The sequence below is a fragment of the Pseudomonas oligotrophica genome (assembly GCF_021726475.1).
Taxonomy (GTDB): domain Bacteria; phylum Pseudomonadota; class Gammaproteobacteria; order Pseudomonadales; family Pseudomonadaceae; genus Stutzerimonas; species Stutzerimonas oligotrophica.
The window spans coordinates 314892-327358 of the sequence record NZ_JAKJRU010000003.1 but is presented as its reverse complement, the minus strand read 5'-3'; the positions used below and the strand labels follow the sequence as shown (position 1 = coordinate 327358).

Genomic DNA, 12467 nt, shown 5'->3' with positions numbered 1-12467 from the left:
GCCCTCGCCACGGCAATTGGACGAGCGCCTCGCGGCCCTCTATACAGTCACCAAGGCCGGGAGTAGGATGCGCGCCAGCCGGCGTCCGCCGGTCCTTCCCTTCGTTCCTTCTCCTGGAACTTCGCACCGATGTCTGCTCGCAAATTGGGTCTCAACCTGGTCATGGTCGTGGCCGTGGCCTCGCTGTTCACTGGCCTGTGGGCCTGGTTCAACCAACCGGTGGCTGCGCCGGACTGGCCCGACCAGATCGCCGGCTATTCCTTCTCGCCGTTCCGCCTGCACCAGGCCCCGCAGGACAACCTCTATCCGACCGAGGACGAGATCCGCGCCGACCTCGAACTGCTCAGTCATCAGACCGACAACATCCGCACCTATTCGGTGGACGGCAGCCTGGCCGACATCCCGCGCCTGGCCGAGGAAGTCGGCATGCGCGTGACGCTGGGCATCTGGCTGAGCAACGACCTGGAGGCCAACGAGCGGCAGATCGCCCGCGGCATCGAGATCGCCCGCCAGGAGCGCAGCGTGGTGCGCGTGGTGGTCGGCAACGAAGCGCTGTTTCGCGAGGAGGTGACCCTCGAGCAGATGACCGCCTACCTCGACCGCGTGCGCAGCGCGCTGAAGGTCCCGGTGACCACCGCCGAGCAGTGGCACATCTGGCAGAAGTACCCGGAGCTGGCCCGCCACGTGGACCTGGTCGCCGCCCACGTGCTGCCCTACTGGGAGTTCGTGCCGCGCGAGGATTCGGTGGACTTCGTGCTCGAGCGCGCGCGCGAGCTGAAGAAGCTGTTCCCCAAGAAGCCGCTGCTGCTGGCCGAAGTCGGCTGGCCGAGCAACGGCCGGACCCGCGGCGGCGCCGAGGCCGACCAGGCCGAGCAGGCGATCTACCTGCGCACGCTGGTCAACGAGCTCAACGCCAAGGGCTACAACTATTTCGTCATCGAGGCCTTCGACCAGCCGTGGAAGGCCGGCGAGGAAGGCGCGGTCGGCGCCTACTGGGGCGTCTACAACGCCGAGCGCCAGCCGAAGTTCCCGCTCACCGGGCCGGTGGTCGAGATCCCGCAGTGGCGCCTGCTGGCCAGCGCCTCGGGCATCCTCGCGCTGCTCGCCCTGGCCCTGCTGCTGATCGACGGCAGCGCGCTGCGCCAGCGCGGGCGCACCTTCCTCACCATCGTCGCCTTCCTTGCCGCGACCATGCTGGTGTGGATCGCCTACGACTTCAGCCAGCAGTACAGCACCTGGTTCAGCCTGACCGTTGGCGTGCTGCTGGCGCTCGGTGCGCTGGGCGTGATGGTGGTGCTGCTCACCGAGGCCCACGAGCTGGCCGAGACGGTGTGGAAGCGCAAGCGCGTGCGGCCGTTCCTGCCGGTGACCGACGAGAGCGGCTACCGGCCGATGGTGTCGATCCACGTGCCCTGCTACAACGAGCCGCCGGAAATGGTGAAGCAGACGCTCAACGCCCTGGCCCGGCTCGACTACCCGAACTTCGAAGTGCTGGTGATCGACAACAACACCCGCGACCCGGCCGTGTGGGAGCCGGTGCAGGCGCACTGCGAGCGGCTCGGCGAGCGCTTCCGCTTCTTCCACGTCGCGCCGCTGGCCGGCTTCAAGGGCGGCGCGCTGAACTACGCGCTCGGACACACCCACCCGGATGCCGAGGTGGTCGCGGTGATCGACTCGGACTACTGCGTCGGCCCCGACTGGCTGCGCCACATGGTGCCGCACTTCGCCGACCCGAAGATCGCCGTGGTGCAGTCGCCGCAGGACTACCGCGACGAGGATGAATCGCTGTTCAAGAAGCTCTGCTACGCCGAGTACAAGGGCTTCTTCCACATCGGCATGGTCACCCGCAACGACCGCGACGCGATCATCCAGCACGGCACCATGACCATGACCCGGCGCAGCGTGCTCGACGAGCTGAAGTGGGCCGACTGGTGCATCACCGAGGACGCCGAGCTGGGCCTGCGGGTGTTCGAGAAGGGCCTGTCGGCGGCCTACTCCGAGCAGAGCTACGGCAAGGGCCTGATGCCCGACACCTTCATCGACTTCAAGAAGCAGCGCTTCCGCTGGGCCTATGGCGCAATGCAGATCATGAAGCGCCACCTGGCCAGCCTGTTCTTCGGCCGGGGCAGCGAGCTGACCCGCGGCCAGCGCTACCACTTCGTCGCCGGCTGGCTGCCGTGGGTGGCCGACGGGCTGAACATCTTCTTCACCGCCGGCGCGCTGCTCTGGTCGGCGGCGATGATCATCGTGCCCAACCGGGTCGACCCGCCGCTGTTGATCTTCGCCCTGCCGCCACTGGCGCTGTTCTTCTTCAAGCTGGGCAAGATCCTGTTCCTCTACCGCCGCGCGGTAGGCGTGAACATGCGCGATGCGGTGTTCGCCGCGGTGGCCGGCCTGGCGCTGTCGCACACCATCGCCAAGGCCGTGCTGTTCGGCGTGGTCACGCGCAGCATCCCGTTCTTCCGCACGCCGAAGATGCGCAGCAGCCACGGCCTGCTGGTGGCGCTGGCCGAAGCGCGCGAGGAAGCCTTCGTCATGCTGCTGCTGTGGAGCGCCGCGCTCGGCATCAGCGTCACCCAGCCGCAACCGGGGCTGGACGTGATGTTCTGGGTCGCCGTGCTGCTGATCCAGTCGCTGCCCTACGTTGCCGCGCTGGTGATGGCGCTGCTCTCGTCATTGCCCAAGCCGCAGCAGCACGTCCAGGCCAAGCCGGCCTGAGCCCGCTGCAACACCCGCAACGCCCGGCCCAGTCGCCGGGCGTTCTGCTTTAATATGCCGCCTTTTCCGCCCTGCTGACCGGAGCCCCGATGACCGCCCCTGCCCTCTCCCCGACCCTGCAACTGGCCTGCGAGCTGATCAACCGCGCCTCGGTGACGCCGCTGGACGAAGGCTGCCAGCAGCTGATGGGCCAGCGCCTGGCGGCCTGCGGCTTCGCCGTCGAACCGATGCGCATCGAGGACGTGGACAACTTCTGGGCTCTGCGCGGCAGCGAAGGCCCGGTGCTGTGCTTCGCCGGGCACACCGACGTGGTGCCGACCGGCCCGGTCGAGGCCTGGCACAACCCGCCGTTCGCCGCGCGCATCGACGAGCAGGGCATGCTGCACGGCCGCGGCGCGGCAGACATGAAGGGCAGCCTGGCGGCCATGGTCGTGGCAGTGGAGCGTTTCGCTGCCGATCACCCGAATCACAAGGGGCAGATCGCCTTCCTCATCACCAGCGACGAGGAAGGCCCGGCGCACCACGGCACCAAGGCGGTGGTCGAGCGCCTGCGCGAGCGCGGCCAGCGGCTGGACTGGTGCATCGTCGGCGAACCCTCGAGCACCGCGCTGGTCGGCGACGTGGTGAAGAATGGCCGCCGCGGCTCGCTCGGCGGCACCCTCACCGTACGCGGCCAGCAGGGCCACGTCGCCTACCCGCACCTGGCGAAGAACCCGATCCACCTCGCCGCGCCGGCGCTGGCCGAACTGGCCGCCGAGCACTGGGACGACGGCAACGCCTTCTTCCCGCCGACCAGCTTCCAGATCTCCAACCTCAACGCCGGCACCGGCGCGACCAACGTCATTCCCGGCACGCTGAGCGCGGTGTTCAACTTCCGCTTCTCCACCGAATCCACGGTCGAGGACCTGCAGCGGCGCACCGCGGCGATCCTCGACAAGCACGGCCTGGACTGGCACGTCGACTGGGCGCTGTCCGGCCTGCCGTTCCTCACCGAGCCGGGCGAGCTGCTCGATGCGGTGTCGGCGAGCATCCGCGCGGTCACCGGCCGCAACACCACGCCGTCGACCAGCGGCGGCACCTCCGATGGCCGCTTCATCGCCACGCTCGGCACCCAGGTGGTCGAGCTCGGCCCGGTGAACGCGACCATCCACCAGGTCGACGAGCACGTGCTGGCCAGCGACCTCGACCTGCTCGCCGAGATCTACTACCAGACCCTGGTGCGCCTGCTCGCATGCTGACCTGTCCGATCTGCCGGGCGCCGCTGGCCGCGGTCGACAATGGCGTCGCCTGCCCGGCCAACCACCGCTTCGACCGTGCGCGCCAGGGCTACCTGAACCTGCTTCCCGTGCAGCACAAGAACAGCCGCGATCCGGGTGACAACCAGGCCATGGTCGAGGCGCGCCGGCGCTTCCTCGACGGCGGCCACTACGCGCCGCTGGCCCGGCGCCTGGCCGAACTGGCTGCCGCACGCGCGCCGCGCGCCTGGCTGGACATCGGCTGCGGCGAGGGTTACTACACCGCCCAGCTCGCCGAGGCGCTGCCAACGGCCCAGGGCTACGCGCTGGACATCTCCCGCGAGGCGATCAAGCGTGCCTGCAAGCGCGCGCCTCAGCTCGAATGGCTGGTGGCGAGCATGGCCCGCGTGCCGCTGGCCGATGCCAGCTGCGACCTGCTGGCCAGCGTGTTCAGCCCGCTGGACTGGAGCGAGGCACATCGTCTGCTCGCCCCCGGCGGCGGCCTGCTGCGCATGGGGCCGACCCGCGAGCACCTGTGGGAGCTGCGCGAGCGGCTCTATGACGAGGTGCGCGACTACGACGACGAGAAGCACCTGGCGCTGATTCCAGACGGCATGCACCTGGCGCACAGCGAGACGCTGACCTACCGCCTGCAGCTCGACGATGCCCAGGCCCGCGCCGACCTGCTGGCGATGACCCCGCACGGCTGGCGCGCGAGCGCCGAGCGCCGCGCCGCGGTGATCGACGCGCCGCTCAGCGTGCGCGTTGCGATACGCTACGACTGGATCGAGCGCGACTGACACCGACCCACACGAGGCAGCCCAGATGCGGCAACCGGACATCGAGATCTACCTGAAGGACGCCAGCCAGGAGGCCGTAGGCGCATGGCTGGCCGAGGCCATCGGCCCCTGCACGCCCTGGCAGCAGAAAGGCCAGACCTTCAAGTGCAGCGCCGCCGGCATCCCGGTGACCTGGCTGCCCAACGCGGTCGGCAAGTGGCACTGCCTGTTGCTGGAAAGCGCCGCCACGCCCTGGGCCGACGACATCGCCTGCGCCCGCGCGGCGCACCAGGCGCTCGGCGTGCAGATCCGCTGCGCCCCGGGCGGCTGGAGCGAAGACGAAGGCGAGGACGACGCCGACCGCTGGATCCGCGTCGATGCCGAGGGCGAGCAGGAGATCGTCTGGCGCACGGGTTGATCGCACCAGGGTCGCAAGGCCCGGTATCTGAACCCTCCCCCGATCGCACTCCGCGCGTAGGGTGGCTTCAGCCCACCGCGCAACCCTCCCGAAAACGACAAAGCCCGCCATCACGGCGGGCTTTGTCCTACAGCAGCCGGAGTCAGACGCCGGCGACATCCTCGGCCTGCAGGCCCTTCTGGCCCTGGATCACCGAGAACTCCACCTGCTGGCCTTCGGCCAGCGAACGGTGGCCTTCGCCACGGATCGCGCGGTAGTGGACGAACACGTCCGCCCCGTTACCGCGCTGAATGAACCCATAGCCCTTGGCATCGTTGAACCACTTGACGGTTCCGACTTCGCGCTCAGCCATCTGACACTTCTCCAACTCGCTTTTTATTATTCCCCGAAGGGGTGGGATCGGTCGCCGCGGGCCTGGCCATTCTTGTGGAACCGCCTGCCCGCGAATACGACCGCGTTCGAGTATAGGAACAAGGTCTGCCGGTTGAAAGCCTGCAACCCGAGCGGACCGACGCAGCGCGCAGCAGCCCGCCCGGCGGGGCTTCAGGCCCGGCGGCGGCGCCACAGCCAGAGCGCCAGCGCGGCCAGCGTCAGCAGTGCCGGCAGCAGCGCGATGTTGAGCAGCTTCAGCGTGCGGCCCAGCGCCTCGATGTCGGCGTTGAGCTGGTAGCGCACCTCGCGCAGCTCCTTGCGGATCGCCAGCTTCTCCTGCAGGAACTGCTGCAGCGCCACCTGCTGCTCGGCGCTCAGCTCCAGCGCCTGCTCCGGCTCGGGGCTCTGCAGCTCGGCGAGTTTCTGCTCGGTGGCGGCCAGGCGCTGCTGCAGCACTTCCTCCTTCTCGCGGAACCGCGCCTCGGCCTGGCGCTGCAACTGCTCGACGACGACGAACGGCCGGGTGAAGCGGCCGCGCGAGCGCACGCTGATCAGCGCATCGCTGCCGGCGAGGTTGTCCAGCGCGTTGACCACGAAGGCGCCGTTGTCGGCCCAGGGCTGCGGGACGCGCTGGCCGAAGAAGTCCTGCACCTGCACCCACATGCGATCGCTGAGCAGGTCGGTGTCGGCCACCGCGATGACGTTGATCCCCTCGCTTTGCTTGAGGCCGTCCTTGCGCCCCTCGATGCCGTTCGGATAGGCCGACCCGGCCGGGCCCTGGATGCGCGCCGCCAGCACGTAGCGCTCGCCGCTCGGCTGCAGCTCGCCGAGCAGCGTCTCGGGGTTGTCGAGCATGGCGAAGCGCTCGGCATCCAGCGGCGCGGCCAGGTTGGAGCTCCTCAGCAGCGGCGTGAAGCGCGTGCTCGCCCCGTCCAGCGGCTCGAGGATGCCGGCGGTGGCCAGGGTCAGGCTTTCCAGCGGCGCGGTGGTGACGTCGTCGGCATCGATCGCCTGGCGCGTCAGGTCCAGCCAGCCCGGGTGGCGCACCGGCCGGCGCTCGACGCCCATGCCTACCGACATGGCGAAGCCAGCGTCGGCCACCACCTTTTGCGGCACCAGCCGCACCCCCCAGGCCTTGAACAGCGGCTCGAGCTCGGAACCCCGCTCCTCGGCCAGCTGTTCGCCCGGGCCGATGCCCATGCCGGGGTCGGCCTCGCTGTAGGGGTCGACGAACACCAGCAGCTTGCCGCCGCGCATGACGAACTGGTCGACCGCGTAGAGTGTCTGCTCCGGCAGCTGCTTGGGGTGCACCAGCATCAGCACCGAGACGTCCTCGGGGATGGCATCGATGTCACGGCGCAGGCTCTCGATGTGGAACAGCTGGCGAATCTCCTCGAGCACCATCCACGGTGGCGTCGGCTGCTGGCTGCGCATGTCGAAGCCGCCGTTGAGCTGCAGCCCCGACAGCACGCCGACCACCGGCATCCTGGCGCTGGCCAGGCTCTGCACTAGGCGGCTGATCTCGTACTCGAGGAATTCCTCCTGGTCCAGCGGGAAGAACGGGATGGTCTGGCTGGCGCCTTCGGCGTTGGTCCCGGCCAGGCCGAAGTAGACCTTGTCGCCGCCCTGGTCCAGCGGCACGCCCTGCAGGCCGAACTCGGCGGCCTGGTCCTCGGCCTCGGAGAACGGCTCGGGATCGATCACCTCGAGCTTGAGCTTGCCACCGGCGGCCCGCCCGTAGGCCTTGAGCATCTCTTCGACGCGGCGTGCATAGTTGCGCAGCGTCACCAGTTCCTTGGCGGCCTCGTCGGAATAGAAGAACTTCAGCTCGATGGGCTCATCCAGCCCTTCGAGAATCCGCCGGGTGCCGTCGGAAATGGTGTAGAGCTTCTGCTCGGTCAGGTCCAGCCGGGCATTGTTCAGGCCCAGCCCGGAAAGGATGTTGAAGGCCAGGAACGCCAGCGCGATCAGCAGCAGGCCGGCACCGGAATAGATCACTCGTTTCATGTCGGCAGCTTCCTTACTGGGCTTTCTTCAGGTCGACCACCACGGCGGTGGCGGCCAGCCAGGCGACGATCAGGCTGAGGAAATACAGCAGGTCGCGCAGGTCGATGACGCCCTTGCTGATCGAGTCGAAGCGCACCAGGAAGCTCAGCGAGGCCACCGCGTCGACCAGCCACTGCGGCGCCCAGGCGAAGGCATCGAGCACCATCGGCAGGCCGCTGACGATGAACAGGAAGCTGACGCTGACGGCGAGGATGAAGGCGATCACCTGGTTCTTCGCCAGCGCTGACATGCACGAGCCGATCGCCAGGAAGGCGCCGGCCAGCAGCCAGCTGCCGAGGTAGGCGGCGACGATCACGCCGTTGTCCGGCTCGCCGAGGTAGTTGACCGTGACGACCATCGGGAAGGTCAGCAGCAGCGCGAGGGCGGCGAACACCCAGGCGGCGAGAAACTTGCCGGTCACCGCCTCGAAGCGGGTGATCGGCAGGGTCATCAACAGCTCGATGGAGCCGGACTTGCGCTCCTCGGCCCACAGGCGCATGGCGATCGCCGGGATGAGGAACAGGTACAACCAGGTGTGGAAGCTGAAGAACGGCGTCAGGTCGGCCTGGCCGCGCTCGTAGAAGCCGCCCAGGTAGAAGGTGAACACCCCGGACAGGACGAGGAAGATCAGGATGAACACGTAGGCCAGCGGCGTGGCGAAGTAGCTCGCCAGCTCGCGCTTGAAGATCACCGGCAACTGGCTCATGCGGCTTCTCCACGGGTCAGGGTACGGAAGACTTCATCGAGGCGGCCGCGCTCCACGTTCAGCTCGCGGATCGTCCAGCCGCGCGCGGCGACCAGCGCATTGACCTGCGGGAGGATCACCGCGTCCGGCTGCGCCAGCACCGTCAGGCTGTGCTCGGCGGCGTTGCGCTCGATGCCCGCCACGCCGGGCAGCGCGGCAAACGCCTGCTCGTCCAGCGGGCCATCGGCGACCAGCGTCACCGCCTGGTGGTAGCGCGAACGGCGCTCCAGCTCCAGCGGCGTGCCATCGGCGACCAGCCGGCCGGCGGCGATCACCAGCGCACGGCTGCACACGGCGCTGACTTCCTCGAGGATGTGGGTGGAGATGATCACGATCTTGTCCTGCGCCAGGCCCTGGATCAGCTGGCGGACCTGGTGCTTCTGGTTCGGGTCGAGGCCGTCGGTGGGCTCGTCGAGGATCAGCACGCGCGGATCGTGGAGGATCGCCTGGGCCAGCCCGACCCGGCGCTTGAAGCCCTTGGACAGGGTCTCGATGTCCTGCCCCAGTACCCGCTCGAGCTCCACCTGCGCCACCGCGCGCTCGACCCGCGCGCGCTTCTCGGCGCCGCGAAAGCCGCGCACCTCGGCGATGAACTCGAGAAAGCCGCGCACCGTCATGTCGCCGTAGCAGGGCGCGCCTTCGGGCAGGTAGCCGGTCAGCCGCTGCGCCTGCAGCGTGCGGGTGCGGATATCGTGGCCGAAGATGCTCGCGGTGCCGGCGGTCGGCGCAAGAAAGCCGGTCAGCATCTTCATGGTGGTGGACTTGCCGGCCCCGTTCGGGCCGAGGAACCCCAGCACCTCGCCCGGCTGGACGCTGAAGGACAGCGCATCCACTGCCGTGTGCTGGGCGAATCGTTTAGTCAGACTCTTGAGTTCGATCATTTGGCCTTGTCACCCGTGCGGTCACCACCTGGCTCGCCGCTCGCGCCGAGCCAGGCCTGCAAAATGCCGCGGAACTATATGAAGACGGGCCGGCTAATCGCAACCACGGGGTGCTGGCGGGCCGGCCGCTGGACTGGATGTCGCCATGCGTGCCGCTGCCCGGCCCCACTCCCGGCGCGATCTATACTGGCCCATGTATCACCCACACAGCGTGAGACCCCCGCCATGAAAACAACCATTCTGATCGGCATGCTTGCGGCCCTGGCTGCGGCTACCGCAGCTACCCAGGCGCAGAGCGCGCAGGACGGCAAGGGCAAGGAGCGTTACCAGCAGAGCCAGCCGGCCGGCAAGATGAACATGGACAAGTCCCAGGAGCGGCGCGAAGCGCTCGAGCGCAACAACATGCAGCAGCGCGATCGCTACCGCGAGCAGCAGGACAACCAGGGGATGGACCGCCAGCGCGAAATGAAGCAGGAGCAGGTGCAGAAGGAGCTCGGCCGCGGTTCCGAACAGGGCCAGGAGTCGCGCGAAGAGCGGCGCAAGTGGTGGCGCTTCTGGGGCAACTGAGGCGGAGCGGGCCGGCGGCGCTCCTGGAAACCTGTCGCCCATGACGCGCAGGGCAAACCGGCCACAGCCCGGTGCAAAACGCGCGGCGTGCGGCCGGCCGCGGCGCCAGGCTTTTGCCCGGCAGGGGCGCTTGCGGCACACTTGCCGGCTTCCGGGGCCTGGCCCTTTCACAACCGAAACCGCCGCATGACTCGTTCCCCCTTCCGCCGCCTGGCCTTCTCCCTGCTGCGCCGCGTGCTCTACCTCTGGGTACGCTCGGAGACCATCAACCAGTCCGCCTTCACCCTCAAGCTCGACCGCAGCCAGCCGGTGTTCTATGTGCTGCCACGCGCCTCGCTGAGCGACCTCGCGGTGCTCGATGCCGAGTGCAGCAAGGCCGGGCTGCCGCGGCCGGTGGCCGAAGTGGCGGTGGGCGATCACCTGGAGCCGGCGGCGTTCTTCTTCCTCGCCCCGGCGGCGGACTGGTTCGGCCGCCGCAGCCGGCCGGAGCCGCCCGCACCGCTGGTGCGGCTGGTCGGCGCGCTCGAGCAGAACGCGGTGGACAACGCGCAGATCGTCCCGGTCAGCGTGTTCTGGGGCCAGTCGCCGGACCGCGAGACCAGCCCCTGGAAGCTGCTGTTCGCCGATAGCTGGGCGGTGACCGGCCGGCTGCGCAAGCTATTGAGCATCCTCATCCTCGGCCGCAAGACGCGGGTGCAGTTCTCCACGCCGATCCAGCTCGACGAACTGGTGGCGCAGAACAAGGGCCACGAACGCACGCTGCGCATGGTCCATCGCATGCTGCGCGTGCACTTCCGCCAGCAGAAGACCTCGGTGATCGGCCCCGACCTCTCGCACCGGCGCAACCTGGTCAAGGGCCTGGTGCATGCGCCCGCCGTGCGCGAGGCGATCCGCGAGGAGGCCGAGCGCGAGAAGATCGCCCTCGACAAGGCCGAGGCCCGCGCGCTGCGCTATGGCAACGAGATCGCCTCGGACTACGCCTACACGGCGGTGCGCTTCCTCGAGGTGGTGCTGTCCTGGTTCTGGAACAAGATCTACGACGGCGTCCGGGTCAACCACCTGGAGCCGCTGCAGGAGGCGGTACGCGGCCACGAGGTGGTCTACGTGCCCTGCCACCGCAGCCATATCGACTACCTGCTGCTGTCCTACCTGTTGTTCCGCAATGGCCTGACACCGCCGCACATCGCCGCCGGCATCAACCTCAACATGCCGGTGGTCGGCGGGCTGCTGCGCCGCGGTGGCGCCTTCTTCATGCGCCGCTCGTTCAAGGGCAACCCGCTGTACACGGCGGTGTTCAACGAATACCTGCACACCCTGTTCACCCGCGGCTTTCCGGTCGAATACTTCGTCGAGGGCGGCCGCTCGCGCACCGGGCGCATGCTGCAGCCCAAGACCGGCATGCTGGCGCTGACGCTGCGCAGCTACCTGCGCTCCTCGCGTCTGCCGGTGCTCTTCGTGCCGGTGTACATCGGCTACGAACGGGTGCTCGAAGGCCGCACCTACCTGGGCGAGCTGCGCGGCGCGGCGAAGAAGAAGGAATCGATCCTCGATATCTTCAAGGTCATCGGCGCGCTCAGGCAGCGCTTCGGCCAGGTCTGGGTCAACTTCGGCGAGCCCTTGAAGCTCGGCGAGTTCCTCGAGCAGGAGCAGCCCGGCTGGCGCCAGCAGAGCTACGCCGCCGATGCCCGTCCCGCCTGGCTCAACGACACCACCAACCGGCTGGCCGAGCGCATCGCCCAGCGCCTGAACGAGGCGGCGGCGATCAACCCGGTCAACCTGGTGGCCCTGGCGATGCTCTCGACCAACCGCCAGGCGCTGGACGAGCGTTCGCTGGCGCGGGTGCTGGACCTCTACCAGACCCTGCTGCGCGCGGTGCCCTACTCGCCGCATACCACCCTGCCCGAAGGCGACGGCCAGGCGCTGATCGCCCATGTCAAGGCATTGGGGCTGATCGCCGAACAAAAGGATGCGCTCGGCAACATCCTCTACCTGGACGAGCAGAACGCCGTCCTGATGACCTACTACCGCAACAACGTGATGCACATCCTGGCCTTGCCGGCGCTGCTGGCGAGCCTGTTCCAGAGCAGCGCGCGGATCAGCCGCGAGCAGATCCTGCGCTTTACCGAGGCGCTGTACCCCTACCTGCGCGCCGAGCTGTTCATTCGCTGGGAGGTCGAGGAACTGGCCGGGGTGATCGACCGCTGGCTGGCGGCCTTCGTCGAGCAGGGCCTGCTCAAGGTCGATGGCGACAGCTACGTGCGCCCGGCCCCCAGCTCGCGGCAGTTCGTTCTGCTGACGCTGCTGGCCCGGGTCATCGTGCAGACCCTGCAGCGCTTCTACATGGCCATCTCGCTGCTGCTCAACAGCGGCCAGTACAGCCTCAGCGCCGAGGAACTGGAGAACCTGAGCACGGTGATGGCCCAGCGCCTGTCGATCCTGCATGGGCTCAACGCACCGGAATTCTTCGACAAGACACTGTTCCGCCACTTCATCGCCACGCTGCAGGCCGAGGGCGTGGTGCATCGCGACGAAGCCGGCAAGCTGGGCTACCACGCCATGCTCGGTGAACTGGCCGAGGGCGCCGCCAAGCGCGTGCTGCCGGCCGAGGTGCGCCTGTCGATCCGCCAGGTCGCGCTGGAGCGCCACGAGGACGACGAGACGCAGCAGCCGGGCAGCTAGCGCACCCGACCCGGTTCATGGCGCGGC

At 68.6% G+C, this 12467-nt stretch carries 10 protein-coding genes; 6 read left to right on the top strand and 4 right to left on the bottom strand.

Annotated features, from left to right (window positions below):
- Nucleotides 1-129 precede the first annotated feature (129 nt).
- The 4 genes from L3N39_RS08535 to L3N39_RS08520 all read left to right on the top strand — a co-directional run bounded on the left by L3N39_RS08535 (nt 130) and on the right by L3N39_RS08520 (nt 5150).
- Nucleotides 130-2718 carry a glycosyltransferase gene (locus L3N39_RS08535; RefSeq protein ID WP_237256899.1) on the top strand — a complete coding sequence of 863 codons (2589 nt, stop codon included), beginning with the start codon at nt 130-132 and terminating at the stop codon, nt 2716-2718.
- Between the two features lie 89 nt (nt 2719-2807).
- Nucleotides 2808-3956, top strand: a complete 1149-nt coding sequence (dapE, locus tag L3N39_RS08530; RefSeq protein ID WP_237256898.1) for a succinyl-diaminopimelate desuccinylase — start codon at nt 2808-2810, stop codon at nt 3954-3956.
- Nucleotides 3950-4753, top strand: coding sequence for a putative RNA methyltransferase (locus L3N39_RS08525; RefSeq protein WP_237256897.1), 804 nt, complete (start codon nt 3950-3952; stop codon nt 4751-4753). Before dapE ends, L3N39_RS08525 begins: the two co-directional genes overlap by 7 nt.
- Before the next feature lie 25 nt (nt 4754-4778).
- On the top strand, nt 4779-5150 hold the full coding sequence (locus L3N39_RS08520; protein ID WP_237256896.1) for a hypothetical protein: 372 nt from the start codon (nt 4779-4781) through the stop codon (nt 5148-5150).
- Between the two features lie 142 nt (nt 5151-5292).
- Here L3N39_RS08520 and L3N39_RS08515 read toward each other — a convergent pair whose 3' ends face one another.
- From L3N39_RS08515 to L3N39_RS08500, 4 genes are all read right to left on the bottom strand, one after another.
- On the bottom strand, nt 5293-5502 hold the full coding sequence (locus tag L3N39_RS08515) for a cold-shock protein (protein WP_237256895.1): 210 nt from the start codon (nt 5500-5502) through the stop codon (nt 5293-5295).
- Nucleotides 5503-5693: 191 nt separating this feature from the next.
- Nucleotides 5694-7529 carry a GldG family protein gene (locus tag L3N39_RS08510; RefSeq protein WP_237256894.1) on the bottom strand — a complete coding sequence of 612 codons (1836 nt, stop codon included), beginning with the start codon at nt 7527-7529 and terminating at the stop codon, nt 5694-5696.
- A 13-nt stretch (nt 7530-7542) separates the two neighbouring features.
- Complete coding sequence (locus tag L3N39_RS08505; protein WP_237256893.1) at nt 7543-8274, bottom strand: ABC transporter permease subunit; 732 nt, start codon at nt 8272-8274, stop codon at nt 7543-7545.
- A complete protein-coding gene (locus tag L3N39_RS08500; protein ID WP_237256892.1) occupies nt 8271-9194 on the bottom strand; it encodes an ATP-binding cassette domain-containing protein in 924 nt (307 codons plus the stop codon). The genes L3N39_RS08505 and L3N39_RS08500 overlap by 4 nt, the downstream gene beginning before the upstream one ends.
- Nucleotides 9195-9419: 225 nt before the next feature.
- Between L3N39_RS08500 and L3N39_RS08495 the strand changes: the two genes are divergently transcribed.
- Nucleotides 9420-9761: a hypothetical protein gene (locus L3N39_RS08495; protein ID WP_237256891.1), complete on the top strand. Its 342-nt coding sequence runs from the start codon at nt 9420-9422 to the stop codon at nt 9759-9761.
- A gap of 186 nt (nt 9762-9947) precedes the next feature.
- The gene (gene plsB / locus L3N39_RS08490; protein WP_237256890.1) at nt 9948-12440 is read left to right on the top strand and encodes a glycerol-3-phosphate 1-O-acyltransferase PlsB; all 2493 of its coding nucleotides are present in this window, start codon (nt 9948-9950) and stop codon (nt 12438-12440) included.
- Nucleotides 12441-12467: the final 27 nt, after the last annotated feature.

What these genes read in the sequence shown, in the direction of transcription:
- L3N39_RS08525 (WP_237256897.1), top strand. Translation starts at nt 3,950, where the DNA reads ATGCTGACCTGTCCGATCTGCCGGGCGCCGCTGGCCGCGGTCGACAAT.
- L3N39_RS08510 (WP_237256894.1), bottom strand. Translation starts at nt 7,529, where the DNA reads ATGAAACGAGTGATCTATTCCGGTGCCGGCCTGCTGCTGATCGCGCTG.
- L3N39_RS08495 (WP_237256891.1), top strand. Translation starts at nt 9,420, where the DNA reads ATGAAAACAACCATTCTGATCGGCATGCTTGCGGCCCTGGCTGCGGCT.
- L3N39_RS08520 (WP_237256896.1), top strand. Translation starts at nt 4,779, where the DNA reads ATGCGGCAACCGGACATCGAGATCTACCTGAAGGACGCCAGCCAGGAG.
- L3N39_RS08535 (WP_237256899.1), top strand. Translation starts at nt 130, where the DNA reads ATGTCTGCTCGCAAATTGGGTCTCAACCTGGTCATGGTCGTGGCCGTG.
- L3N39_RS08505 (WP_237256893.1), bottom strand. Translation starts at nt 8,274, where the DNA reads ATGAGCCAGTTGCCGGTGATCTTCAAGCGCGAGCTGGCGAGCTACTTC.
- L3N39_RS08500 (WP_237256892.1), bottom strand. Translation starts at nt 9,194, where the DNA reads ATGATCGAACTCAAGAGTCTGACTAAACGATTCGCCCAGCACACGGCA.
- dapE (WP_237256898.1), top strand. Translation starts at nt 2,808, where the DNA reads ATGACCGCCCCTGCCCTCTCCCCGACCCTGCAACTGGCCTGCGAGCTG.
- L3N39_RS08515 (WP_237256895.1), bottom strand. Translation starts at nt 5,502, where the DNA reads ATGGCTGAGCGCGAAGTCGGAACCGTCAAGTGGTTCAACGATGCCAAG.
- plsB (WP_237256890.1), top strand. Translation starts at nt 9,948, where the DNA reads ATGACTCGTTCCCCCTTCCGCCGCCTGGCCTTCTCCCTGCTGCGCCGC.